23 protein-coding genes are annotated in these 24,172 nt (G+C 65.9%); 21 read left to right on the top strand and 2 right to left on the bottom strand.

The features are described 5' to 3' along the window. Window positions 1-39: 39 nt before the first annotated feature. From dusB to ntrX, 5 genes are all read left to right on the top strand, one after another. On the top strand, window positions 40-1,035 hold the full coding sequence (gene dusB, locus ACFO5X_RS09835; RefSeq protein ID WP_380717213.1) for a tRNA dihydrouridine synthase DusB: 996 nt from the start codon (window positions 40-42) through the stop codon (window positions 1,033-1,035). After that, window positions 1,032-2,114: a two-component system sensor histidine kinase NtrB gene (locus ACFO5X_RS09830; RefSeq protein WP_380717212.1), complete on the top strand. Its 1,083-nt coding sequence runs from the start codon at window positions 1,032-1,034 to the stop codon at window positions 2,112-2,114. The genes dusB and ACFO5X_RS09830 overlap by 4 nt, the downstream gene beginning before the upstream one ends. Next, window positions 2,114-3,481, top strand: coding sequence for a response regulator (locus ACFO5X_RS09825; RefSeq protein WP_380717210.1), 1,368 nt, complete (start codon window positions 2,114-2,116; stop codon window positions 3,479-3,481). Before ACFO5X_RS09830 ends, ACFO5X_RS09825 begins: the two co-directional genes overlap by 1 nt. A 100-nt stretch (window positions 3,482-3,581) precedes the next feature. Next, window positions 3,582-5,873, top strand: a complete 2,292-nt coding sequence (locus ACFO5X_RS09820; protein ID WP_380717209.1) for a sensor histidine kinase NtrY-like — start codon at window positions 3,582-3,584, stop codon at window positions 5,871-5,873. Then, window positions 5,870-7,285, top strand: coding sequence for a nitrogen assimilation response regulator NtrX (ntrX, locus tag ACFO5X_RS09815; RefSeq protein WP_380717208.1), 1,416 nt, complete (start codon window positions 5,870-5,872; stop codon window positions 7,283-7,285). The genes ACFO5X_RS09820 and ntrX overlap by 4 nt, the downstream gene beginning before the upstream one ends. A 111-nt stretch (window positions 7,286-7,396) precedes the next feature. Here ntrX and ACFO5X_RS09810 read toward each other — a convergent pair whose 3' ends face one another. Then, window positions 7,397-7,864: a hypothetical protein gene (locus ACFO5X_RS09810; RefSeq protein WP_380717207.1), complete on the bottom strand. Its 468-nt coding sequence runs from the start codon at window positions 7,862-7,864 to the stop codon at window positions 7,397-7,399. A 117-nt stretch (window positions 7,865-7,981) separates the two neighbouring features. Here ACFO5X_RS09810 and trkA point away from each other — a divergent pair, with 117 nt between their 5' ends. The 4 genes from trkA to hflX all read left to right on the top strand — a co-directional run bounded on the left by trkA (window position 7,982) and on the right by hflX (window position 12,533). Further along, window positions 7,982-9,358 (top strand): Trk system potassium transporter TrkA, encoded by a 1,377-nt coding sequence (trkA, locus tag ACFO5X_RS09805; RefSeq protein ID WP_380717206.1) that lies wholly within the window; start codon window positions 7,982-7,984, stop codon window positions 9,356-9,358. Window positions 9,359-9,396: 38 nt separating this feature from the next. Beyond that, window positions 9,397-10,890 carry a TrkH family potassium uptake protein gene (locus ACFO5X_RS09800; RefSeq protein ID WP_380717205.1) on the top strand — a complete coding sequence of 498 codons (1,494 nt, stop codon included), beginning with the start codon at window positions 9,397-9,399 and terminating at the stop codon, window positions 10,888-10,890. 132 nt (window positions 10,891-11,022) lie between these two features. Then, window positions 11,023-11,262: an RNA chaperone Hfq gene (hfq, locus tag ACFO5X_RS09795; protein ID WP_088648030.1), complete on the top strand. Its 240-nt coding sequence runs from the start codon at window positions 11,023-11,025 to the stop codon at window positions 11,260-11,262. Continuing rightward, entirely contained in the window at window positions 11,262-12,533 is a 1,272-nt protein-coding gene (gene hflX / locus ACFO5X_RS09790) for a GTPase HflX (protein WP_380717204.1), read from the top strand. Before hfq ends, hflX begins: the two co-directional genes overlap by 1 nt. 85 nt (window positions 12,534-12,618) lie before the next feature. On the opposite strand, the gene ACFO5X_RS09785 is transcribed toward hflX, so the two are convergent. Next, window positions 12,619-13,233 (bottom strand): TetR family transcriptional regulator C-terminal domain-containing protein, encoded by a 615-nt coding sequence (locus ACFO5X_RS09785; RefSeq protein ID WP_380717203.1) that lies wholly within the window; start codon window positions 13,231-13,233, stop codon window positions 12,619-12,621. 117 nt (window positions 13,234-13,350) lie between these two features. On the opposite strand from ACFO5X_RS09785, the gene ACFO5X_RS09780 reads away from it, so the two are divergent. The 12 genes from ACFO5X_RS09780 (at window position 13,351) to ACFO5X_RS09725 (ending at window position 24,124) form a co-directional block, all read left to right on the top strand. Continuing rightward, window positions 13,351-13,638 (top strand): cupin domain-containing protein, encoded by a 288-nt coding sequence (locus ACFO5X_RS09780; protein ID WP_380717202.1) that lies wholly within the window; start codon window positions 13,351-13,353, stop codon window positions 13,636-13,638. A 10-nt stretch (window positions 13,639-13,648) separates the two neighbouring features. Next, complete coding sequence (locus tag ACFO5X_RS09775) at window positions 13,649-14,899, top strand: Zn-dependent hydrolase (protein WP_380717201.1); 1,251 nt, start codon at window positions 13,649-13,651, stop codon at window positions 14,897-14,899. A gap of 64 nt (window positions 14,900-14,963) precedes the next feature. Continuing rightward, complete coding sequence (locus tag ACFO5X_RS09770; RefSeq protein WP_380717200.1) at window positions 14,964-15,260, top strand: hypothetical protein; 297 nt, start codon at window positions 14,964-14,966, stop codon at window positions 15,258-15,260. A gap of 16 nt (window positions 15,261-15,276) precedes the next feature. Next, entirely contained in the window at window positions 15,277-16,731 is a 1,455-nt protein-coding gene (gene hydA / locus ACFO5X_RS09765) for a dihydropyrimidinase (protein WP_380717199.1), read from the top strand. A 4-nt stretch (window positions 16,732-16,735) separates the two neighbouring features. Continuing rightward, window positions 16,736-17,434 carry an SDR family oxidoreductase gene (locus ACFO5X_RS09760; protein ID WP_380717197.1) on the top strand — a complete coding sequence of 233 codons (699 nt, stop codon included), beginning with the start codon at window positions 16,736-16,738 and terminating at the stop codon, window positions 17,432-17,434. Window positions 17,435-17,486: 52 nt separating this feature from the next. Continuing rightward, complete coding sequence (locus ACFO5X_RS09755) at window positions 17,487-18,254, top strand: ABC transporter ATP-binding protein (protein ID WP_380717303.1); 768 nt, start codon at window positions 17,487-17,489, stop codon at window positions 18,252-18,254. A gap of 68 nt (window positions 18,255-18,322) precedes the next feature. Further along, a complete protein-coding gene (locus tag ACFO5X_RS09750; RefSeq protein ID WP_380717196.1) occupies window positions 18,323-19,240 on the top strand; it encodes an ABC transporter permease in 918 nt (305 codons plus the stop codon). Between the two features lie 85 nt (window positions 19,241-19,325). After that, window positions 19,326-20,171: an ABC transporter permease gene (locus tag ACFO5X_RS09745; RefSeq protein ID WP_380717195.1), complete on the top strand. Its 846-nt coding sequence runs from the start codon at window positions 19,326-19,328 to the stop codon at window positions 20,169-20,171. Between the two features lie 54 nt (window positions 20,172-20,225). Then, window positions 20,226-21,212 (top strand): ABC transporter substrate-binding protein, encoded by a 987-nt coding sequence (locus tag ACFO5X_RS09740; RefSeq protein ID WP_380717193.1) that lies wholly within the window; start codon window positions 20,226-20,228, stop codon window positions 21,210-21,212. A 624-nt stretch (window positions 21,213-21,836) separates the two neighbouring features. Further along, entirely contained in the window at window positions 21,837-22,550 is a 714-nt protein-coding gene (locus ACFO5X_RS09735; RefSeq protein WP_380717191.1) for an ABC transporter permease, read from the top strand. After that, entirely contained in the window at window positions 22,543-23,274 is a 732-nt protein-coding gene (locus ACFO5X_RS09730; protein ID WP_380717190.1) for an ATP-binding cassette domain-containing protein, read from the top strand. The genes ACFO5X_RS09735 and ACFO5X_RS09730 overlap by 8 nt, the downstream gene beginning before the upstream one ends. Before the next feature lie 25 nt (window positions 23,275-23,299). Further along, window positions 23,300-24,124, top strand: a complete 825-nt coding sequence (locus ACFO5X_RS09725; protein ID WP_380717189.1) for an ABC transporter substrate-binding protein — start codon at window positions 23,300-23,302, stop codon at window positions 24,122-24,124. The last annotated feature ends 48 nt before the right edge of the window (window positions 24,125-24,172 follow it).

Below are 24,172 nucleotides of genomic sequence, written 5' to 3'. Positions count from 1 at the left end.
GCGCTGGATAGGGATCACTCATGCACAAGGTTTAGGCAGTTGAACGTCACCATCGGAAGCCATCAGCTCGATCCGCCGGTCTTCCTCGCTCCCATGGCCGGGATCACCGACCGTCCGTTCCGGGATCTCGTCTCGCGGTTCTGGGCCGGTCTGGTCGTCTCCGAGATGGTGGCGAGCCAAGAGATGGTCCAGGCGCGCCCCGGCACCCGCGAAAAGGCCGAGCTGGGCGCGCAGGTGGCGAATACAGCGGTCCAACTCGCCGGGCGCGAGGCGCACTGGATGGCCGAGGCCGCGCGGCTGGTCGAGGACAGCGGCGCGGCGATCATCGACATCAACATGGGATGCCCGGCCAAGAAGGTAACCAACGGATATTCCGGATCGGCGCTGATGAAGACGCCGGACCACGCGCTGCGGCTGATCGAGGCAGTGGTCGGCGCGGTCTCGGTGCCGGTGACGCTGAAGATGCGGCTGGGCTGGGACCACGACGCGCTGAATGCGCCTGCGATCGCAGCGCGGGCCGAGTCTGCCGGCGTGCGGATGATCACCGTGCACGGGCGCACCCGCTGCCAGTTCTACACCGGCCGCGCCGACTGGGCGGCCATCCGGGGCGTGGTCGAGGCGGTGTCGGTGCCGGTCATTGCGAATGGCGACATCACGGGGACCGAGTCGGCCCGCGCGGCACTGGCCGCCTCGGGAGCGGCGGGCGTGATGATAGGGCGGGGCGCGCAAGGTCGGCCCTGGCAACTGGCGCGCATCGCTGCCGATCTCTTTGGCGCGCCGTTGCCGGACGTGCCGGAAGGCGCTGCGCTGGCGGCGATGGTGAGCGCGCATTACGAGGCGATGCTTGGGTTTTACGGCGCCGATCTGGGGGTGCGCGTCGCGCGCAAACACCTCGGCTGGTATATGGACGCCGCCGGAACGCCCGCCGGTCTGCGCCGCGCGGTTCTGACGGCGCGGGCACCGGCAGATGTTCTGCGCCTGATCGCCGAAGCGCTGAACGCGCCCGTCACCCAAACCCCGTCGGTGGCGGCATGACCGAGGATTCGACAATTTGGGCCTCGCTTCCGGTTCCGGCCCTGCTGGTGGATCAGGACGACCATGTGATCAGCCTCAACCCGGCGGCCGAGGGGTTCGTGAACACCTCGATGCGCAGCGCGGCGGGGCGGCTGGTCTGGCATCTGATCGACGTCGATCTGGCCACCCAGGGCGCTTTTGCCCGTGCGCGGGACAGCAGCACGCCGCTCTTCGTGAATGACGTCAACGTCACGGCAGGCGGGCGCGAGCCGCTGCAATGCGCGCTTCAGGTCGCGCCGCTCAGTGGCGCCGAGGGGCAGATGATCCTGCTGGTCACGCCGCGTGAACTGGCAGGGCGAATGACCCAGAGCCATTCGGTGAAATCCGCCGCGCAGTCCGCCATCGGCATGGCCGAGATGCTGGCGCATGAAATCAAGAATCCGCTCGCAGGGATCACCGGCGCGGCGCAACTGCTCAGCATGAACCTCGGACCCGAAGATCTTGAACTCACGGATCTCATCGTCGCCGAAAGTCGCCGGATCGTGAAGCTGCTGGAGCAGGTCGAGCAGTTCGGCAATCTGCTGACGCCCGACCTGAAACCGGTCAACATCCACGACGTTCTCGACCGCGCGCGCCGGTCGGCGCTGTTGGGTTTCGGTGCCCATATGAAGATCATCGAGGATTACGACCCCTCGCTGCCGCTTGCCCATGGCGATCCCGACCAGCTGTTGCAGGTGGTGCTGAACCTGCTGAAGAACGCCTCCGAAGCCGCTGACCCAAAGGGCGGAACGATCCGGATTCATACCTTCTTCGAACATTCCTTCAGCCTGCGCCGGGCCGATGGGACGGGCCAGTCTCTGCCGCTCCAGATCGAGATCATCGACGACGGCCCCGGGATTCCCGAGACCATCCGTGAAGAGATTTTCGACCCCTTCGTGTCGGGGCGCGAAAACGGCACCGGGCTGGGCCTGGCGCTGGTCAGCAAGATCGTCTCGGACCACGGGGGATGGATTTCCGTCACCTCGCAGCCCGGACGCACCGTATTTCGTCTGTCCCTTCCGCGTGTGCCGCGGGGGACGATTACCGAGGAGGCCCCCTGATGGACGGCACTGTTCTGGTCGCTGATGACGACCGCACGATCCGCACGGTTCTGACCCAGGCGCTCACCCGCGCGGGATGCAAGGTGCATGCGACCAGTTCGCTGACCACGCTGATGCGCTGGGTCGGCGAGGGGAAGGGCGACGTGGTCATTTCTGACGTCATGATGCCGGACGGCAACGGCCTGGAAATGCTGCCGAAAATCGCAAAGGACCGTCCCGGCCTGCCGGTGATCGTGATTTCGGCTCAGAACACCATCATGACCGCTATTCAGGCGGCCGAGGCCGAGGCCTATGACTATCTGCCCAAGCCCTTCGACCTGCCCGACCTGATGAAACGCACGGCGCGCGCGCTGGAACTGAAACGCCACCGCCCGGCCGAAAAGCGGGTCGAGGTGGACGAACGCCCGGACGATCTGCCGCTGGTTGGCCGCACGCCCGTGATGCAAGCGCTCTACCGGTTGGTGGCGCGGGTGATGAACACCGACCTGCCGGTCCTGATCTCGGGTGAAAGCGGGACGGGCAAGTCCCTGATCGCACGCGCGATTCACGATTTCTCGGACCGCCGGACCTTGCCCTATGTGACCGTCACGGCGGCCGATCTGCGCGAGCTCGAAGGACCGGCCCGCGTGTTGGCGCGGGTCAAGGGCGGCTCGCTTCTCATCGACGAGATTTCCGACATCGACGACGAAATCCAGGCCCGTATCGTGCGCATGATGGATGTGCCGGGGGACCACGTCCCGCGCTTCATGGCAACCAGCCAGACCAACCTTGCCCAGGCGATGGAGGCGGGGCATGTGCGCCGCGATCTCTATTACCGCCTCAGCGGCGCAACGCTGCATGTGCCGGCCCTGCGGGAACGGGTCGATGACGTTCCGCTGCTCGCGCAGCACTTCCTGGCCCGCGCCGAACGCGAAGGCGCGCCCAAGCGGCGCCTCGGCGCGCAGGCCGAGGAGCTGTTCCGCGTCTACAGCTGGCCCGGCAACGTCCGTCAGCTGGAAAACGCCATCCGTCGGCTGGTCCTGACCAGCCGCGCCGAAGAAATCACCCGTGCCGAGGTAGAGCAGGTGCTGGGGAACCAGCCCGAGGTCGAGCCGGTGCTGGGCAAGGGCGAGGGCGAAAAGCTGTCGGCCTCGGTCGCGCGCCATCTTCAGCGCTATTTCGACCTGCACGGAAATATGCTTCCTCCGCCAGGGCTTTACGGACGGATCCTCAAGGAAATGGAGATCCCGCTCATCGAAATCGCGCTTGAGGCCACGGGCGGAAATCAGGCGAAATGCGCCGATCTGCTTGGCATCAACCGCAATACTTTGCGCAAGAAGATCACTGATCTCGATATTCAGGTGACACGGCGCCGTAAATTGATGTAAAAAGGCCACAGAAGCGTGGCGGCCGGGTGATTTGCCGGTGCCGACCACGACGTTTTGGCGGTCTCGCTGCTCGAGCAGCACATCAGGATGAGGACGGCGGGTGGTATCCCGGTCGCATAATCGCATGATTCCGGCGTTCAATCGGTGGCGCCGGACGCGCCGTGTCCAGAACGCGGCAACCCTCGGGCTGGTCGTCCTGGGGCCGGTGCTGGCCTTTGTCACTTTCCTTGCCATCGGCGTGTTCGACCGGGGCCCCTCGGCGATGGGCCTCCGCTTCGTCCTGCTGGCCGATCTTGTCTATATCCTTGTCGTTGCGACGTTGGTCCTGGGCCATCTCGGCCGGATCATCGCGGCCCGGCGGGCCAAGTCTGCCGGCAGTCGCCTGCACCTGCGTCTTATTGGCGTTTTTGCGCTGCTGGCATTGATCCCGACAGTCACGGTCGCTGTCTTCGCCGGGATGACCGTCAACATCGGTCTCGAAGGCTGGTTCTCGGATCGGGTGAGCCGGGTGGTCGGTTCCTCGCTCGCGGCGGCGCAGGCCTATGAAGCGGAACAGCAACACGATCTGGTCGAGGATGCGACCGCGCTGGCCCGTTTTCTCGATTCCGCGCGGCGTTCCACGGTCTTCATGTCGGATGCCGAACTGCGCGTGGTGCTGACCCAGGCCCAGCCGCAAATCCAGCGAGGCTTGAAAGAGGCCTATGTGATCGACGGTACCGGCGAAATCCGGGCGCGGGGCGAGGGGTCGTATCTCTTCGACTTTGAGCACCCCTCGCCGGAGCAGATCGCCGAGGCCAACGATCAGGGCGTCTCGATCATCCAGGACTGGGGCAACAACGAATTCCGCGCTTTGGTGCGGCTTGATGCCTTCGTCGACCGCTTTCTTTATGTCAGCCGCCTGGTCGATGGGCAGATCCTGAGCCTGCTGGACGAGACCAAGGAAACCATTCGCCTTTACCAGCAGCTGGAAAGCGAACGGGGCCGCGTCGTCTTTGAATTCGGCCTCTTGTACCTCGGTTTCGCGGTGATCCTCATCCTGGCCGCGATCTGGCTGGGCCTCTGGTTCGCCGAACGTCTGTCGCGCCCGGTCGGGCAGCTGACGATGGCGGCGCAAAGGGTCGGCGGCGGCGATCTGGACGTGCAGGTCATCGAGGAAGAGGGCGACGACGAGATTTCCATGCTCGGGCGCTACTTCAATCAGATGACCCGGCAACTGAAAGGCCAGCGCGAGACGCTGCTGGACAACACCCGCCAGATCGAGCGTCGGCGGCGGCTGTTCGATTCCGTGCTGTCCTCGGTCACGTCGGGGGTTGTCGGTCTCGATCCCGAGGGCCGCGTGACCTTCGTCAATCGCTCGGCCGAACGGTTGCTGGACTGGTCGGGCGAGGGCCAGTTGCTGGCGCTGTCCGTGGCGATCCCGGAATTCGGGCCGCTGTTCCAGTCTCTGCGCGCGGGGGGCACGGAGGTGGCGCAGGGCGAGGTCAAGGTGTCGCGCAATGGACGGCTGGAAAACCTGCTGGTGCGCATGGCGACCCGGCGCAACGAGGACGGGCGGCTGGAAGGCTATGTGGTGGCCTTTGACGACGTGACCGATCTGGTCAGCGCCCAGCGGATGGCGGCCTGGGGCGACGTGGCCCGGCGGATCGCGCATGAGATCAAGAACCCGCTGACGCCGATCCAGCTCTCGGCCGAGCGGATCCGGCGCAAGTTCGGTCCGATGGTAGGTGACGACAGCGACCGGCTGGAAGCGATGACCGATGTCATCATCCGCCAGACCGGCGACTTGCGCCGCATCGTTGACGAGTTCTCCAAGTTCGCCCGGATGCCCGAACCCGACCGGCGCAGCGAAGATCTGGCCCGGCTGGTGCGGGATGCCGTGCTTTTGCAGCAGACCGGCCAGCCCGATGTCGTCTTCCGCTCTGATCTGCCCGAAGGGCCGCTGGTCGCCGATCTTGACGCCACGATGATCGGTCAGGCGCTGACCAACCTGATCAAGAACGCGGGCGAGGCCATCGGCACCCTGCGCGAGAAGGGTGCGCCCGAGGGCTTTGTGCCCGAGATTCGGGTGACCCTGAAGCCGCGTGCGAGCGATTGCGAGATCACGATCGCGGACAACGGCATCGGCCTTCCCGAAGACCGGGCGCGGCTGTTCGAACCCTATGTGACCACACGCAACGAGGGGACGGGCCTGGGCCTGCCCATCGTAAAGAAGATCATCGAGGAACATGGCGGCAGCCTCGCCCTCGAGGATGCTCCGGTATTTGATGGCAACCATCATCACGGCGCGATGGCCGTGATCCGGCTGCCGACCGGACCCGCCCGGGACGCCAAATCGCCCGGGGCCGTCAAAGACGAGGCAAATAAACTAGAAAAAGAAGCAGGATTGACATGAGTGATATACTGATCGTTGACGACGAACGCGACATCCGCGAACTGGTCTCGGACATCCTGGAAGACGAGGGATACGCCACCCGGCTTGCGGGCAATTCTGACGAGTGCATGGCGGCGATCAATACCGAGCCGCCCGCGCTGATGATCCTGGACATCTGGCTGAAGGACAGCCGGATGGATGGTATCGATATCCTCAAGGCGGTGAAACGCGACAACCCGGATGTGCCGGTGGTCATCATTTCAGGCCACGGCAACATCGAGATCGCGGTGGCCGCGATCAAGCAGGGCGCCTACGACTTCATCGAAAAACCCTTCAACATCGACCAGCTCATGGTGGTGATCCGCCGCGCGATGGAGGCCTCGCGCCTGCGCCGCGAAAACTCTTCACTGAAGCGGCGCGAGGTCACGACCGCCGAAATGATCGGGCAGAGCGCGGCCTTCCGCACGCTGATCGGCCAGCTCGACAAGGTGACCAAGTCGAACGGGCGGGTCATGCTGTCGGGGCCGGCGGGGTCGGGCAAGGAGATCGCGGCACGCTATATCCACGCCCATTCGAACCGCGCCAATGCGCCTTTCGTCACTGTGAATTGCGCCGGCGTCGAACCGGCGCGGATGGAAGAAGTGCTGTTCGGCAGGGAATCGCCCGAGCGCGGCGTCGAGCCGGGCCTGCTGGAACAGGCGCATGGCGGTGTGGTCTATTTCGACGAGGTGGCCGACATGCCGACCGGCACCCAGTCCAAGATCCTGCGGGTGCTGGTCGACCAGCAGTTCCAGCGCGTCGGCGGCAATGACAAGGTGCGCGTCGATCTGCGGGTGATTTCGTCGACCAACCGCGATCTGGAAGAGGAAATCCGCGCCGGCCGGTTCCGGCAGGAACTGTTCCACCGCCTGAACGTGGTCCCGATCGCGGTGCCCTCTCTGGAAGAACGGCGCGACGATATCCCGTTGCTGGCCGAGGCTTTCATCGCCCAGTGCAACGCGTCGCAGGGCCTGCCGATCCGGCCGCTGAGCGACGAGGCGGTGGCGCTGATGCAGACGATGGCCTGGCCCGGCAACGTGCGCCAGCTCAAGAATCTGGTCGAGCGCGTTCTGATCCTGGGCGAGGGCCACGGCCCCATCGAGGCGCGCGAACTGCCGGCCGATCACGAGGGCGGCAGCGAGGAGGGGCGTGTTGTCCTCTCGGGCGCGCTGGCGACCCTGCCGCTGCGCGAAGCGCGCGAGGCCTTCGAGCGGGAGTATCTGCTGACCCAGATCAACCGCTTTGGCGGCAACATCAGCCGCACGGCCAGCTTTGTCGGGATGGAGCGGTCTGCGTTGCATCGCAAGCTGAAGTCGCTGGGGGTGGTGACCACGACGAAATCGGGCGCGCGCATCGCCTATCTGGACGAGATGAGCCCGGAAGCCGCGGAATAATCGGATTAAGGCGGATTCCTTCAGGGAATTCGCCCCGGATATGCTTCGATCACACACGAGCCGAATTCCTGCGAGGAATTCGGACCCTTTCCTTAGCAAAAAAACCTGCGTTTAGCGGGTGGTGACGATCTGCCAGGTTCCGTCGCGGTTCATGACCGCGCAGGACTTTTCGTCGAGTTTCGGCAGTACCCGGGTCGTCCCTTGGGGCGCCGCCTGGGCGACGGCGCCTTCGCAGCGCGGGATGGTCACGGGCTGATAGCCCTTCTGCGCCATGCAATGGTCCATCACCCGCGCGCGCAGGCCCTTGTTGACGTCGACGGTATAGATGCTGCCCTGGCGCCAGTGTCCTGGCTGCGTGACGCAGCCGCGGTTGGGTACGCAGACCTGGCGCCCTGGAACGAAGATCGGAGGTTCCTGCCGGATCTGGTTCGCAACCGGCGCATCGCGAAGCGCCGAGACCTCACAGGCGGTGCGGTCAGTCTCGAGCTTGGCGACGCTGACCCCGGGACGATAATACAGCGACAGAGGCGCGCAGGCGGCCAGTGCAAACAGAAGAACAAGGGATTTAGCGGCTTTCATGATCGCAGTCTGCACCCTTCCCGGCGCTCTGACAATTGAATTGACCCTGTTCAACCCATCTGTCATTCAAAGGTTCCGGCGGAGGACACCACAACCGGAGCCACGAGGCGGGACGGCATGAAGGTCATCATTTGCGGCGCGGGGCAGGTGGGATGGCAGATCGCCAGGCACCTGTCGGGCGAAAGAAACGACGTCACCGTCGTGGACAGCAACGCCGATCTGGTCCGCCGCGCCACCGAAACGCTGGACGTGCAGGGGATTGCCGGCTTTGCCTCCTATCCGAATGTGCTGGAGCGGGCCGGGGCGCGCGACGCCGACATGATCATCGCCGCCACCCATTCGGACGAGGTCAATATGGTGACCTGCCAGGTGGCGCACTCGGTGTTCTCGGTGAACCGCAAGATTGCCCGCCTGCGCAGCCAGTCCTATCTCGACGCGATCTATTCCGACCTGTACCGCCGCGATCACCTGCCGATCGATGTGGTGATCTCGCCCGAGCGTGAAGTCGCCGCGGCCGCGATGCGCCGGCTCGCCGCGCCGGCGGCCTTCGACACCGAGGTCTTCATGGATGGCAAGGCCCAGCTGCTGGGCATTACCATCGACGAAAGCTGCCCGGTGGTGAACACCGCCCTGCGCCAGCTGACCGATCTGTTCTCGACCCTGCGCTCGATTGTCGTGGGCATCCGCCGCGACGGCACGCTGTTCGCGCCGGAACCCGATGACCAGATCTTCGTGGGCGACAACTGCTATATCTTCTGCCAGTCCGATGACGTGGCCCGCACACTGGAGATCTTCGGCAAGACCCAGAAGAAGCAGGACCGCGTGGTGATCGTCGGCGGCGGCAATGTCGGGCTGACTGTGGCCCGCGCGTTGGAGCAGCGGCAGGGCCGGACCCGGACGAAGATCATCGAGATGAACCGCGCCATCGCCGAACGCGCGGCCGAAGCGCTGGAACGCACCATCGTGCTGAACGGCGACGGTCTGGACAGCGCGCTGCTGAACGAGGCGGGTGTCGCGCGGGCGGACGCCATGCTGGCGGTGACCGACGACGACAAGACCAACATGCTGGCCGCCGTGCGCGCCAAGGCCGAGGGCTGCCCCTTTGCCATCGCTCTTATCAACGATCCCACGCTGGTGCCGCTGATGGCGCCGCTGGGCATCGACGCCTATATCAACCCGCGCGCCACCACGGTCAGTTCGATCCTGCGCCACATCCGCCACGGTCGCGTGCGTCAGGTCTATTCCATCGGCGACGCCGAGGCCGAGATGATCGAGGCCGAGGTGATGTCGACCTCGCCGCTGGCGGGTCAGACCATGCGCGACATCGACTTTCCCGAGGGCGTGCTGATCGGCGCCGTGATGAAGAACGGCGAGGTGATGCGTCCGCTTGGCACGCTCAAGATCGAGGCGGGCGACGTGATCGCGCTGTTTGCGATGGCCGACGACGTGCGCGAGGTCGAGCGCCTGTTGCAGGTCTCGATCGACTTCTTCTAGGGATGCGGCGGCAGTACATACCCGGACCCCTGCTGCGGATGCCGCTGTTTCTGCAGGTTTGCGCCGTATCCTCGCTTGCCATGTGGCTGCCGGCGGTGCATGCGCTGGTCCAGCGCAATCACGACACCGCGCGCTCGTTCTTCTATGGCGGGCTGATGGGCCTTATCGTGGTGACTCTGATCGCGCTGGCCATGGCCAGCCGCCCGTCGCGGCACAGCCCGCTCAGCCAGTTGCTGTCGCTCTTTGCCACCTTCGTGCTGCTGCCGGCGTTTCTGGCCGTGCCCTTTCATGACGCGCTGAAGACCACCACCTTCTTCAACGCCTATGTCGAGATGGTGAGCGCCGTGACCACCACGGGGGCCACCCTGTTCGAGCCTTCGCGCCTGAACGACTCGCTGCACCTGTGGCGGGCCGAGGTCGGCTGGCTGGGTGGGTTCCTGATGTGGGTCGCGGCCTCGGCGGTTCTGGCACCGCTCAGCCTTGGCGGCTTCGAGGTGACCTCGCAGGGTGCGCCGGGGCGGGCGGTTTCGGGCCCGATGCGCGGGCCGGGGGCCGATCCGAGACATCGCCTGGCGCGCACGACGCTGACGCTGGCGCCGATCTACATCGGCCTGACCGCGACGGTCTGGGTCCTGCTGCTGATCGCTGGCGAACGATCGCTGGTGGCGCTCTGCCATGCGATGTCGGTGATGGCCACCTCGGGCATATCGCCGGTCGACGGGATGGAAGGCGCCCGTGCCGGCATGACGGGCGAGTCGATCCTGTTCCTGTTCATGTTCTTCGCGCTATCGCGGCTGACCTTCTCCAGCGATACGGTGGCGCGCGGCCATGCCCGGCTGGACCGCGACCCTGAATTCCGCATCGGTCTTCTGCTGGTGCTGGTCTTGCCGATCCTGCTGTTCCTGCGTCACTGGATCGGCGCGCTGGAGGCGAATGAGGCGGAAGACGCCGTGTCGGCGCTGCGCGCCTATTGGGGGGCCACCTTCACCGTGCTGTCCTTCCTGACCACCACGGGATTTGCCAGCGCCGACTGGACCGAGGCGCAGCAATGGTCGGGGCTGGCGACCCCGGGCATGATCCTGCTCGGGCTGGCGGTGATCGGGGGCGGGGTGGCGACCACGGCAGGCGGCGTCAAGCTGCTGCGGGTCTTCGCGCTCTATCTGAACGGAACGCGCGAGATGCAGCGCCTGGTACATCCGTCGTCGGTCGCGGCCGAAGGGATGGAGTCGAGCCGCATCCAGAGGCATGGCGCGCTGAACGCCTTTATCTTCTTCATGCTCTTCGCGATTTCCCTGGCGGTCATTGCCGCGGCCCTGGCGGCACTCGGTTCGGATTTCGAAAGCGCGCTGGTGCTGGCCGTCGCCGCGCTGTCGACGACAGGGCCGCTGACCGAATTCGGCGCTGCCGACCCGATCTCGCTGATCGAGCTGAACGCGATGGCCAAGGCGGTCTTCGCGGGCGCGATGGTGCTGGGGCGGCTTGAAATGCTTGCCATCATCGCGCTTCTGACGCCGGATCTGTGGCGGAACTGACCTCGGTCGCGATGCAGCTGAGTAACAGTCTGATTTTTTTGGGTGGAATCTCCCAACGCCACGCTTCATACTTGTTGCAAGAGGCGCGCTGCCGCAAAGCGCTCGGCAAGAACATAGCGAGATTACGCAAAAATGGCTTCAGACAGACAAAACCTTCAGGATGCCTTCCTGAATCATGTGCGCAAGACGAAGGTTCCGGTGACGATCTTCCTGATCAACGGCGTCAAGCTGCAGGGCGTCATCACCTGGTTTGATAACTTCTGTGTCCTTCTGCGCCGCGACGGTCAATCGCAGCTGGTCTACAAGCATGCGATCTCGACCATCATGCCGGCCCAGCCAATCAACCTGTACGAGGGTGAAGACGCCTCCTGATGGATCACGACCGGTTGCCCACCCGGGCATGGGTGCTGCATCCTGACCTCAAGTCCGACGACCACCGCCGCGCGCCGAAGCCCGCGCTGGAGGAGGCTGTCTCGCTTGCGGCAGCCTTGCCGAATCTCGAGGTCGTCGGTTCTGCCGTCGTCCCTCTGCCCAAGGCCCACGCCGGACTTCTGTTCGGCTCGGGCAAGATTGCCGAGCTGAAGGCGACCTTCGCCGCCCAGGAGGTCGAGCTGGTGCTGATCGACGGGCCGGTTTCGCCCGTGCAGCAGCGCAATCTGGAAAAGGAATGGGGCGTCAAGATCCTCGACCGGACGGGTCTCATTCTCGAGATCTTCTCGGACCGCGCGCGCACGCGGGAAGGCGTGCTGCAGGTCGAGATGGCGGCGCTGTCCTACCAGCGCACGCGCCTGGTGCGGGCCTGGACCCACCTGGAACGTCAGCGCGGCGGGCTCGGTTTTGTCGGTGGCCCCGGCGAGACGCAGATGGAAGCGGACCGCCGCGCCATCGACACCCAGCTTCTGGCGCTGAAAAAGCAGCTCGACAAGGTGGCCAAGACGCGCGGGCTGCACCGCGCGGCGCGGGCCAAGGTTCCATACCCCATCGTCGCGCTGGTGGGTTACACCAACGCGGGCAAGTCGACGCTGTTCAATCGCCTGACCGGCGCCGAGGTGCTGGCCAAGGACATGCTTTTCGCGACGCTCGATCCCACCATGCGCCGCCTGCGCCTGCCCGAGGGCACCGAGGTGATCCTGTCGGATACGGTGGGCTTCATCTCGAACCTGCCGACGCAGCTGGTCGCCGCCTTCCGCGCGACGCTGGAAGAGGTGCTGTCGGCCGACCTGATCCTGCATGTTCGTGACATATCGCATGTCGATTCGGCGGCGCAGGCCCGGGATGTGGAAACCATCCTCGCCTCGCTGGGGGTCGACCAGTCGACGCCGCGGCTGGAGGTCTGGAACAAGATCGATGCCCTGCCCGAGGACGAGCGCGACGCCATGCGCGCCCGCGCCGACCGCAAGGCCGGCATCTTCGCCATCTCCGCGCTGACGGGCGAGGGGCTGGATACATTGTGCGCGGCCGTGGCGCAGCAGGTGCAGGACGCGCGCAGCGAAGAGGTGCTGCATCTGCCCTTCGGCGAGGGCCGCCGCCGCGCCTGGCTGTTCGAGCAGGAGCTGGTGCAGGCCGAGACCCAGGGCGAGGACGGCTACGACATCACTGTCAACTGGACCCAGCGCCAGAAGGCGCAGTTCGCCGCCCTGTGATGCGCGGGTCATGGGGGCTTTGCCCCCGCCGCCCTTCGGGCGACTCCCCCAAGGTATTTGAAAACCAGAGAAAGGGCGGGCGGTTTCAACCGGGCGGGGTCAGCAGCCGGCGATAGAGCGTTTCGAGAAAGTCGGGGGCGTGTTCGAACGGATCCTCGGCGCCCAGGACGGCGCGGACCTGAACGTCGAAATCGGCGTAATGCTGGGTCAGCGACCAGATCGAGAAGATCAGGTGATAGGGATGCACGGGGGCGATATGCCCCTCGGCCACCCAGCGCGCGATCACCTTCGACTTGGCATCGACCAGCGCCTTGAGATCGGTTGAGAGCACCGCCGCGATCCGGGGCGCGCCCTGGACGATCTCGTTGGCGAAGAGCCGGCTTTCGCGCGGCATCTCGCGGCTCATCTCCAGCTTGCGACGCATGTAGGCGAGCAGTTCCTCGAGTGGCACGCCGCCGGCATTGAGCGCCTTCAGCGGGTCGAGCCATGTGTCGAGCAGACCAGCCAGCAGCGCCTCGTGGATCGCCTCCTTGGAGGGGAAGTAGTAGAGCAAGTTGGGCTTGGACAGCCCGGCCGCGGCGGCGATCTCGTCCACGGTGGCGCCGCGGAAGCCCTGGGCGGAGAAGACGTCCAGCGCTGCCTCGAGTATCGCGGCGCGGTTGCGGGCCTGGATCCGGGTCGGGGTGGGCTTGCTGTCCACTTTGCGGGCATCTCCTGCGGCGGCGGTCGAAGGTGCGGTGAAATCCTTGACTGCCCTCCGTCCTCTGCTAGCGTGATCTTGACCAGATGGTCAAAAGATAATTGCCAGTCCGGAACGATGCAGCGACCCGCCGCCTTGGCCAGCCAGATGATCGACGACGCGCGGGTGCGCGTCACCCGGTTCGATTTCGATCCGGGCGCCGAAACCGGCTGGCACCGACATGGGCTGGATTATGTCATCGTCGCGGTGACCGACTGCCACATGACCCTTGCGGAAGCGGGCGGGGCGACGCGCAGCGTCACGATCCCGGCCGGGGAAAGCTATGCGCGGCAGGCCGGGGTGGAGCATAACGTGGTCAATGGCGGCACGGGGCCGATGGCCTTTGTCGAAGTCGAGCTGAAATAGGGGGCGCGAGATGGCCGAACCGGGGCAGAACCTGAAGATCAACGGCGAACGGCTTTGGGACAGCCTGATGGAGATGGCGAAGATCGGCCCGGGCGTGGCGGGCGGCAACAATCGCCAGACCCTGACCGACGCCGACGGCGAGGGGCGGGCGCTGTTCCAGAAGTGGTGCGAGGCGGCGGGCTGCACCATGGGCCTCGACACCATGGGCAACATGTTCGCGCGCCGTGAGGGGACGGACCCCGAGGCGCTGCCGGTCTATGTCGGCAGCCATCTCGATACCCAGCCGACGGGCGGCAAGTATGACGGTGTGTTGGGCGTGCTGGGCGGGCTGGAGGTGATCCGGTCGCTGAACGACCTGGGCATTCGCACGAAACATCCGATCGTCGTGACCAACTGGACCAACGAGGAGGGCACGCGTTTTGCCCCGGCCATGCTGTCCTCGGGCGTCTTTGCCGGCATCCACACGCAGGACTGGGCCTATGCCCGCACCGATGCCGACGGCAAGTCCTTTGGGGATGAGCTCAAGCGGATCGGTTGGCGTGGCGAGGAGCCGGTGGGCGAACGCCGGATGAAGGCCTTTTTCGAACTGCATATCGAGCAGGGGCCGATCCTGGAGGCCGAGGGCAAGGATATTGGCGTGGTCACCCATGGGCAGGGTCTCTGGTGGCTGCAGGTGACGCTGACGGGCAAGGACGCGCACACCGGTTCGACCCCCATGGACATGCGGGTGAACGCGGGGCTTGGCATGGCCCGGATCATCGAGCTGGTGCATACCATCGCGATGGATAACCAGCCGGGCGCCGTGGGGGCGGTGGGGCAGGCCAATGTCTATCCGAACTCGCGCAACGTGATCCCGGGGCGCGCCGTCTTCACCATAGATTTCCGCTCGCCCGACCTCGCCAAGCTGGACGGGATGCGCGCACGGCTGGAGGCCGAGGCGCCGAAGATCGCCGCCGATCTCGGCCTTGGCATCGAGATCGAGGCGGTGGGGCATTTCGACCCGGTCACCTTCGACGAGGGCTGTGTCAGCGCGGTGCGCAACGCGGCCGATCGGCTGGGCTATTCGCATCTGAACATCATCTCGGGTGCGGGGCACGATGCCTGCTGGATCAACAGGTTGTATCCCACGGCCATGGTGATGTGCCCCTGCGTCGACGGGCTGTCGCATAACGAGGCCGAGGAGATTTCGCCGGAATGGGCGGCGGCGGGGGCGAATGTGCTCTTCCACGCGGTGGTCGAGACGGCGGAGATCGTGGCCTGACATGGGGGCTCTGCCCCCATACCCCCGGGATATTTCCGGCAAGAGGAAACAGGGGGCGCGGCGCATGGGAGATGACCTGAGCGCGACCATCCATGCGCTGATCGCCGCGGAGCTGCGCGACCCCGCCGATCCGGTGGCAGCGGAGGAATTGCGCGCGGCGCTGGTGGAGCCGGAAGAGGTCGAGGTGCAGTTCGCGGGCGGGATCATGATGACCTGCTGGACCGTGACGGCGCGCAAGGGGCCTTACCGGGTGATCTACCTGCCGAGCGCGGGGTATTTCTCGCTCTGTGTCGAGGGACCGTTCGGGCCTCTGGATATTGGGGTGCATGGCAATGCGATCGGGTGTTTCGACTCGGTCTGATATGGGAGACAAGGACATGTCCACAGTCATCAAGAACGGCACCATCGTCACCGCCGACCTGACCTACAAAGCCGATGTGCTGATCGAGGGCGGGGTGATCGCGCAGATCGGCCCCGGTCTGAAGGGGGACACGGAGCTGGATGCGACCGGTTGCTATGTCATGCCCGGCGGGATCGATCCGCATACCCATCTGGAGATGCCCTTCATGGGCACCTATTCCAGCGATGATTTCGAGAGCGGCACGCGGGCGGCGCTGGCGGGAGGGACAACGATGGTGATCGACTTTGCCCTGCCCAATCCGCAGCAGGGGCTGCTGGACGCGCTGCAGATGTGGGACAACAAGTCGACGCGGGCCAACTGCGACTATTCCTTCCACATGGCGGTGACCTGGTGGGGCGAGCAGGTCTTCAACGAGATGAAGACCGTAATCGAGGAGCGCGGGATCACCACCTTCAAGCACTTCATGGCCTACAAGGGCGCGCTGATGGTGAATGACGACGAAATGTATGCGTCGTTTCAACGGCTTGCGGAGCTTGGTGGCATTGCCATGGTGCATGCCGAGAATGGCGACGTGGTGGCGGAGCTTTCGGCCAAGCTGTTGGCGCAGGGCAATACCGGGCCCGAGGCGCATGCCTATTCTCGTCCGCCTCAGGTGGAGGGCGAAGCGACCAACCGGGCGATCATGATCGCCGACATGGCCGGCGTGCCGCTGTATGTCGTGCATACCTCCTGCGAGGAGAGCCACGAGGCGATCCGGCGGGCGCGGATGCAGGGCAAGCGGGTCTGGGGCGAGCCGCTGATCCAGCATCTGACGCTGGACGAGAGCGAGTATTTCAACCCCGACTGGGATCATGCCGCGCGGCGGGTGATGTCGCCGCCGTTCCGCAACAAGCAGCATCAGGAGTCGCTCTGGGCCGGGTTGCAGTCGGGGTCGCTGAGCGTGGTGGCGACGGACCATTGCGCCTTTACCACCGAGCAGAAGCGCTATGGCGTCGGCGACTTCACCAAGATCCCGAATGGCACCGGCGGGCTGGAGGACCGGATGCCGATGCTCTGGACCCATGGAGTGGCGACGGGGCGGCTGACGCCGAATGAATTTGTGGCCGTAACCTCAACCAATATCGCAAAAATCCTGAACTGTTATCCAAAGAAGGGGGCGGTGCTGGTGGGGGCGGATGCGGACCTTGTCGTCTGGGATCCGGCGAAGGAGAAGACGATCAGCGCCAAGTCGCAGCAGTCTGCCATCGATTACAACGTCTTCGAGGGGCAGAAGGTGAAGGGTCTGCCGCGGTTCACCCTGACGCGGGGCAAGGTGGCGGTGCATGACGGCGAAATCCGCACCGAGGAGGGCCATGGCAAGTTCGTCAAGCGCGAGCCCAACATGGCGGTGAACAAGGCGCTGTCGTCCTGGAAGGAACTGACCGCGCCGCGCCCGGTGCAGCGCAGCGGCATTCCGGCGACGGGGGTGTGATGGCATGACCAAAGTAGCCCTCATCATCGGCGGCGGGTCCGGCATGGGCGCGGCTGCGGCGCGGCGGTTGCGGAAGGACGGGTTCGAGGTGGGGGTCATGTCCTCATCCGGCAAGGGCGAGGCGCTGGGCCTGCAGCTGCACGGGGTTGGCCATACCGGCAGCAATCAGAGCAACGACGACCTGCAAGCCGTTGTTTCGAAAGTCATGGACCGCTGGGGACGGATCGATGTGCTGGTCAATTCCGCCGGGCACGGACCCAAGGGCGCGCTGCTGGAGCTGACGGACGAGGACTGGCACCTGGGCATGGAGTTCTACCTGATGAACGTGGTTCGGGCGACGCGCATTGTCGCGCCCATCATGGTCGCGCAAAAGGGTGGAGCCATCGTTAACATCTCGACCTATGCCACCTTCGAGCCGGACCCGGCCTTTCCGACCAGCGGCGTTTTCCGTGCCGGGCTGGCCGCTTACACGAAGCTTTTCGCGGATCGCTATGCGGCGGACAACGTTCGGATGAACAACGTGCTGCCCGGTTTCATCGACAGTCTGCCCGAGAAGGAAGAGCGGCGGAAAAGCATTCCGATGGGCCGCTATGGCCATGCGGAGGAGATCGCGGCGACGGTGGCTTTCCTGGCGAGCGAGGGTGCGGGGTATATCACCGGGCAGAACCTGCGGGTCGACGGGGGCATCACGCGATCGGTATGAGAACAACGCTCTGCAACACACCGAAACCGAAGGGAAAACACCGACTGTGAGCGTGATCGAAGCCCGCGGGCTGAACCTGACCTTCCAGACCAGCGACGGGCCGGTGCACGCCCTGAAGGATGTCGACCTGTCGATCGGCAAGGGCGAATTCGTCAGCTTCATCGGGCCGTCCGGCTGTGGCAAGACGACCTTCCTGCGCTGCATCGCGGCCCTCGAACAGCCGACCGGGGGCACTCTGACGGTCAACGGTGTCTCGCCGGAAGAGGCGCGGCGGGCGCGGGCCTATGGCTATGTCTTCCAGGCGGCGGGGCTTTATCCCTGGCGGACCATCGCCGGCAATATCCGGCTGCCGCTGGAGATCATGGGCTTTCCCCGGGCCGAGCAGGAAAAGCGTATCAACAGCGTGTTGCAACTGGTTGATCTGGAAGGGTTCGGCAAGAAATACCCCTGGCAGCTGTCGGGCGGGATGCAGCAGCGGGCCAGCATCGCCCGGGCGCTGGCCTTCGATGCCGACATCCTTTTGATGGACGAGCCATTTGGCGCACTGGACGAGATCGTGCGCGATCACCTGAACGAGCAATTGCTGGCGCTTTGGGCGCGGACGGGGAAGACCATCGGCTTTGTCACCCATTCGATTCCCGAGGCGGTTTACCTGTCGACCAAGATCGTCGTCATGTCGCCTCGGCCGGGGCGGATCACCGATGTGATCGACAGCCCGCTGCCGAAGGAGCGGCCGCTCGACATCCGCGATTCGGCGGAATTCATCGCCATCGCCCACCGGGTGCGCGAGGGGCTTCGGGCGGGGCATGTCGATGACTGAGGGGCAAAAACAGGGGGGCACACCCCGTGCACAACCCGTGCACAACCCGTGCACCGGAGCGCGGCCCGATGCGTAATCTGCTGCCCGTCGCCGTCGTGGTCGCCGTGCTGGTAGCGCTCTGGTATCTGGCCTGCATCCCGATGAACATCGCCGGCGTCCTGACCGAGGCGGAGCGGGCGGGGGCGGTTGTCACCCCGGCGGACGGGGCCGAGCGGCGGGCGACCTCTCCGGTCGTGCTGGCCGCGCGGAACACCTTCGCGATCCCGGCGACCTGGGAACAGGAGCGGCCGCGGCTGCCCTCGCCGCATCAGGTGGCGGCGGAACTCTGGAACACAACCGTCCTGATGAAGGTGACCTCGAAGCGGAGCCTGGTCTATCACGCCTGGGTCACGCTGTCGGCCACGCTGGTCGGCTTTGCCTTCGGCACCGGGCTTGGCATCCTGCTGGCGGTGGGCATCGTGCATTCCCGGGTGATGGACATGAGCGTGATGCCCTGGGCCATCGTCAGCCAGACCATCCCGATCATCGCACTGGCGCCGATGATCATCGTGGTGCTGTATTCCGTTGGCGTGCAGGGGCTGGTGCCCAAGGCGGTGATCTCGGCCTATCTGAGCTTTTTCCCGGTGGTGGTCGGCATGGTGAAGGGGCTGCGCAGCCCGGATGCGATGCAGCTTGACCTGCTGCGCACCTACAACGCGAGTTCGGCGCAGGGGTTCTGGAAGCTGCGGCTGCCGGCCTCGATGCCCTATCTCTTCGCGTCGCTGAAGATCGGCATCTCGGCTTCGCTGGTCGGGGCGATTGTCGGCGAGCTGCCGACCGGCGCGGTGGCGGGCCTGGGCGCGCGGCTGCTGGCGGGGAGTTACTACGGGCAGACGGTGCAGATCTGGTCGGCGCTGTTCGGCGCGGCGATTCTGGCGGCCTGCCTGGTCGGGCTGCTGGGCCTGGTCGAGCGGGTGCTGCTGCGCCGTATGGGGATGGCGCGATGAGGGCGTGCGGTTCCGGGGGGCGCTGCCCCCGTCGCCTGCGGCGACTCCCCCGGGATATTTCCGGCAAGAGGAAGGCGGGGGCGCGATGATCTGGGTGATTGCGGCGCTGCTGATCTGGGGGCTGGGCTGGGTGCTGAACGCCTGGCTGGCGCGCGGGCCCATGGCCGGGAGCCGGGCGGTGCAGCTGGCGGTGCCGCTGATCTTTGGCGTGACCCTGCTCGCGGTCTGGGAGCTGGTGGTGCGCGGGCTGAACGTGCCGCTGGTGATCCTGCCGGCGCCTTCGGTGATCGCCGCACGGTTCGCAGACACCCTGCCGATCCTCTGGCAGGACTTCGCGCAGACCATCCTCAAGGGCGCGCTGTCGGGCTATGTGATCGGCTGCGGCGCGGCCTTCCTGGTGGCGGTGCTGGTCGACCGGTGGGATTTCCTGCGCCGCGGCCTGCTGCCGGTGGGCAACTTCGTGGCCGCCCTGCCGATTGTCGGCACCGCGCCGATCCTGGTGATGTGGTTCGGCTTCGACTGGCAGTCGAAGGCGGCGGTGGTCGTGGTCATGGTGTTCTTTCCGATGCTGGTGAACACGGTGGCGGGGCTGCGCGAGGCGACGGCGATGCAGCGCGACCTGATGCAGACCTATGGCGCGAGCTATTGGCAGGCGCTGGTCAAGCTGCGGCTGCCGGCGGCGATGCCCTTTGTCTTCAACGGGCTGAAGATCTCGACCACGCTGGCGCTGATCGGGGCCATCGTCGCCGAGTTTTTCGGCTCTCCCACCGTGGGGATGGGGTTTCGCATCTCGACCTCGGTGGGGCAGCTTGCGCTGGACATGGTCTGGGCGGAAATTGTCGTGGCGGCGATTGCCGGGTCGGTGTTCTATGGGATCGTGGCGCTGGCGGAGCGGACGGTGACCTTCTGGCATCCGTCGCAGCGGCGATAGGGAAGAAACCGGGCGACTCCGGGAAAAACAACTGACAACAAGGAGTGGAAGACGATGAAACGGATGATGACGGGACTGGCGCTGGCCTCGACACTGATGGCGGGCCAGGCGATGGCGAACGAGAGCGTCAAGCTGCAGCTGCAGTGGGTCACGCAGGCCCAGTTCGCGGGCTACTATGTGGCGCTGGACAAGGGCTATTATGCCGAGGAGGGGCTGGACGTCACCATTCTGCCCGGCGGCCCGGACATCGCGCCGCCGCAGGTGCTGGCGGGCGGCGGGGCCGATGCGATGCTCAACTGGATGCCCTCGGCGCTGGCGGCGCGGGAAAAGGGCCTGCCGGTGGTGAACATCGCCCAGCCGTTCAAATCGTCGGGGCTGATGCTGACCTGCTGGAAGGACACCGGGATCACCGGACCGCAGGATTTCAAGGGCAAGACCATCGGGGTCTGGTTCTTCGGCAACGAATATCCCTTCCTGAGCTGGATGAGCAAGGAAGGCATCCCGACCGATGGCGGCCCGGACGGGGTGACGGTGCTGAAGCAGGGGTTCAACGTCGATCCGCTGATCCAGCGGCAGGCCGATTGCATCAGCACCATGACCTATAACGAATACGGTCAGGTGCTGGATGCGGGCGTGAAGCCCGAGGAGCTGGTGACCTTCAAGTATGAGGACATGGGGGTCGCCACGCTGGAGGACGGCATCTATGTGCTGGAGGACAACCTCAAGGATCCGGCCTTTGCCGAGAAGATGGTCAAGTTCGTGCGCGCCTCGATGAAGGGCTGGAAATATGCCGAGGAGCACCCGGAGGAGGCGGCTGGCATCGTGCTGGACAACGATGCCACGGGCGCCCAGACCGAGGCGCATCAGGTGCGGATGATGGGCGAGATCGCCAAACTGACCGCCGGATCGAACGGGGCGCTGGACGAGGCCGATTATCAGCGCACGGTCGACACGCTGCTGGGCGGCGGCTCGGACCCGGTGATCTCGAAGGAGCCTGAGGGCGCCTGGACGCATGAGATCACCGACAAGGCGCTGAAGTAAGCGCTTCATTGCGGATTGAAGGAGGGCCGGTGCCGCGGGGCGCCGGCCTTTTTCTTTGCCGTGCGAAGCTGTCCTTCGGTGGACAGGCTCGGGGCGAAGCTGTCCGTGGTTGGACAGGGTGCGGCGGGGCTCTCCGCGGTTGGACAGGGCGGGCGCGAAGCTGTCCGCGGTTGGTCAGGGCGGGGGCGGAGCTGCCTGGGGATGACCGGCTTCGGACAGCTGGTGCGCGCGGAGGATAGGCGCGGGCGGCGTTGGCCCCGGGCGGCGCCGGTTCCAGGCGGCGCCGAGAGGGGATGCCGGGAACGGTGCGGTTCTTTCCAAGGGTGGACAGAGATTGGCGAGGCCGGTCCAGCGATGGACCAGTGGAGGCAGGCTCGACCCTGTCCCGGATAGCGACGGGATTTGGCTAATGGATGCGGGGACGGCGGCTGTTGCGGAGACAGTAACCACTGTGGAGACGGTGGCCGCGGCATAGCCGGGGCTTCAGCTGGTAGATCGGACGCAGAGGAGGCGCGGAAATTGCAAAGGGCGAGACCCAGACGGGCGCGGGAAATTGACGTGACCCGGCTCTGATTTTGTGCAATTAATAGCACAGGCTACGAAAAGAGGGAGATTTCGTAGAAATTGCATGATTTTTCGCAAGAACTCGGGGCGGCTTTATGGCTGATCCTTTCTGGCGATCCCGCGCTTTGGGAGATCGTGCTGCTGTCGCTGCGGGTGTCTTTGATGGCCGTCCTGATCGCGGCCGCCATCGGGATGCCGCTGGGCGCGGCTTTGGGCGTGGCACGCTTTCCCGGCCGGCGGGCGGTGGTGATCCTGGTCAATGCGCTGATGGGGCTGCCGCCGGTGGTCGTGGGGCTGCTGGTCTATCTGGCGCTGTCGCGCAGCGGTCCGCTGGGCGTGCTGCAGCTGCTGTACACGCCGACGGCGATGATCATCGCGCAGGTCGTGCTGGTGACGCCGATCATCACCGCGCTGACGCGGCAGACCATCGAGACGCTGGACGGCGAATATGCCGAACAGCTGCGCAGTCTGGGCGTGTCGCGGCTGGCCTCGGTGCCGACGCTGCTGTGGGACGCGCGGCTGGCGCTGCTGACGGCGCTGCTGGCCGGATTCGGACGGGCGATTGCCGAGGTCGGGGCAGTGATCATGGTGGGCGGCAATATCAACCACGTGACGCGGGTGATGACGACGACCATCGCGCTCGAGACCTCGAAGGGCAATCTGGCGCTGGCGCTGGCGCTGGGCACCATCCTGATCGCCATCGCGGTCGGGGTCACGGCGGCGGTCAGCCTGCTGGCCCCGCGCGAGCGGGTGGCGGAGATGCGCCATGCGTGATTTCGCCCGTTGCCATGCGCGGATCGAGGCGCGGGACCTGCAGATCAGCCGAGATGGCGCGGTGCTGCTGGATGTCGCGCGGCTGGATCTGGACGGGCCGGGGCCGACACTGATTCTGGGGCCGAACGGGGCGGGGAAAAGCCTGCTGCTACGCTGCCTGCACGGGCTGATCGTGCCGGATGCGGGGCGGGTGCTGCTGGATGGCGCGCCGCTGTCGGCGGGGCATCGCGCGCGGCAGGCGATGGTGTTCCAGAAGCCGGTGCTGCTGCGCCGGTCGGTGCTGGCGAACCTGACCTATGTGCTGCGCCGGCGCGGCCTGGGCTGGCGCGCGCGCCGCGATCGGGCGGCCGAACTGCTCGCCGAGGGCGGGCTGGCCGCGAAGGCGCGGCAGTCGGCGGCGAGCCTGTCGGGCGGAGAGGCGCAGCGGCTGGCGATCCTGCGGGCGCTGGCGACCGAGCCCGAGATCCTGTTCCTGGACGAGCCCACCAGCGCGCTCGACCCCGCGGCGACGCTGGCGATCGAGGCGCTGATCCTGGCGGCGGCGCGGCAGGGGACTCAGATCGTGATGGTGACGCATGACATCGGACAGGCCCGCCGGATGGGCGCGGATATCGTGCTGATGCAGGGCGGGGGGGTGGCCGAACACGGGCCGGCGGAGCGCTTTTTCACCGACCCCGAATCGGCGGCGGCGCGGCGGTATCTGGCCGGGGCGCTGGTGATCTGAAACGACTGGAATTTAGGAGAAAGACATGATCGGCACAGCCTTCCGGGCCACCCTTGCGGGCGCGACCCTCGCCCTTGCCCTGAGCGGCGCCGCGCAGGCGGCGGATGAGTTCATCGTGGTGCAATCCACGACCTCGACCGCCAATTCGGGCCTGCTGGACGCGATCCTGCCGCAATTCACCGAGAAGACCGGCATCGAGGTGCGGGTGGTCGCGGTGGGCACGGGGCAGGCGATCAAGAACGCCGAGAACGGCGACGGCGACGTGCTGCTGGTCCATGCCAAGCCGGCGGAGGAGAAATTCGTCGCCGATGGCTGGGGCGTGCAGCGCTTCGACGTGATGTACAACGATTTCGTCGTGGTGGGGCCGACGGCGGATCCGGCCGGGGTGAAGGGCGGCACCGATGTGGTTGCGGCGTTTCAGGCGATTGCGGCGGCCGGGGCGCCCTTTGCCTCGCGCGGGGATGACAGCGGCACGCACAAGGCCGAGCTGAAGTTCTGGAAAGAGGCGGGGGTCGATGTCAAGGCGGCCTCGGGCGGGTGGTATCGCGAGACCGGCAGCGGCATGGGCGCGACGCTGAACGCCGCGCAGGGCATGGGCGCCTATGCGCTGACCGACCGGGGCACCTGGATTTCCTTCGGCAACAAGGACGGGATGGAGATCGCGGTCGAGGGCGACGAGCGGCTGTTCAACCAGTATGGGGTGATCCTGGTCAATCCCCAGAAGCATCCTTCGGTCAAGGCCGAGGCGGGGCAGACGTTCATCGACTGGCTGATCGGACCCGAGGGGCAGGCGGCCATCGCGGGGTTCAAGCTGGACGGCCAGGAGCTGTTCTTTCCGAACGCGAAGTGAGCTTTGGCCGAGACGTGCGAAGGGGCCCTGCGGGGCCCCTTTTTGTTG

Source organism: Seohaeicola nanhaiensis, assembly GCF_042654245.1.
In the GTDB taxonomy this organism is placed as follows: domain Bacteria; phylum Pseudomonadota; class Alphaproteobacteria; order Rhodobacterales; family Rhodobacteraceae; genus Seohaeicola_A; species Seohaeicola_A nanhaiensis.
Note: the sequence above shows the minus strand (reverse complement) of the source record. Positions and strands in the feature narration are given on the sequence as shown.

Bases quoted from the DNA above. Each gene is read 5' to 3' on its own strand.
- hydA (WP_380717199.1), top strand. From the start codon at position 15,277: ATGTCCACAGTCATCAAGAACGGCACCATCGTCACCGCCGACCTGACC.
- ACFO5X_RS09830 (WP_380717212.1), top strand. From the start codon at position 1,032: ATGACCGAGGATTCGACAATTTGGGCCTCGCTTCCGGTTCCGGCCCTG.
- ACFO5X_RS09725 (WP_380717189.1), top strand. From the start codon at position 23,300: ATGATCGGCACAGCCTTCCGGGCCACCCTTGCGGGCGCGACCCTCGCC.
- ACFO5X_RS09770 (WP_380717200.1), top strand. From the start codon at position 14,964: ATGGGAGATGACCTGAGCGCGACCATCCATGCGCTGATCGCCGCGGAG.
- ACFO5X_RS09825 (WP_380717210.1), top strand. From the start codon at position 2,114: ATGGACGGCACTGTTCTGGTCGCTGATGACGACCGCACGATCCGCACG.
- hflX (WP_380717204.1), top strand. From the start codon at position 11,262: ATGGATCACGACCGGTTGCCCACCCGGGCATGGGTGCTGCATCCTGAC.
- hfq (WP_088648030.1), top strand. From the start codon at position 11,023: ATGGCTTCAGACAGACAAAACCTTCAGGATGCCTTCCTGAATCATGTG.
- trkA (WP_380717206.1), top strand. From the start codon at position 7,982: ATGAAGGTCATCATTTGCGGCGCGGGGCAGGTGGGATGGCAGATCGCC.
- ACFO5X_RS09750 (WP_380717196.1), top strand. From the start codon at position 18,323: ATGCGTAATCTGCTGCCCGTCGCCGTCGTGGTCGCCGTGCTGGTAGCG.
- ACFO5X_RS09810 (WP_380717207.1), bottom strand. From the start codon at position 7,864: ATGAAAGCCGCTAAATCCCTTGTTCTTCTGTTTGCACTGGCCGCCTGC.
- ACFO5X_RS09760 (WP_380717197.1), top strand. From the start codon at position 16,736: ATGACCAAAGTAGCCCTCATCATCGGCGGCGGGTCCGGCATGGGCGCG.
- ntrX (WP_380717208.1), top strand. From the start codon at position 5,870: ATGAGTGATATACTGATCGTTGACGACGAACGCGACATCCGCGAACTG.
- ACFO5X_RS09730 (WP_380717190.1), top strand. From the start codon at position 22,543: ATGCGTGATTTCGCCCGTTGCCATGCGCGGATCGAGGCGCGGGACCTG.
- ACFO5X_RS09745 (WP_380717195.1), top strand. From the start codon at position 19,326: ATGATCTGGGTGATTGCGGCGCTGCTGATCTGGGGGCTGGGCTGGGTG.
- ACFO5X_RS09800 (WP_380717205.1), top strand. From the start codon at position 9,397: ATGCCGCTGTTTCTGCAGGTTTGCGCCGTATCCTCGCTTGCCATGTGG.
- ACFO5X_RS09780 (WP_380717202.1), top strand. From the start codon at position 13,351: ATGCAGCGACCCGCCGCCTTGGCCAGCCAGATGATCGACGACGCGCGG.
- ACFO5X_RS09740 (WP_380717193.1), top strand. From the start codon at position 20,226: ATGAAACGGATGATGACGGGACTGGCGCTGGCCTCGACACTGATGGCG.
- ACFO5X_RS09775 (WP_380717201.1), top strand. From the start codon at position 13,649: ATGGCCGAACCGGGGCAGAACCTGAAGATCAACGGCGAACGGCTTTGG.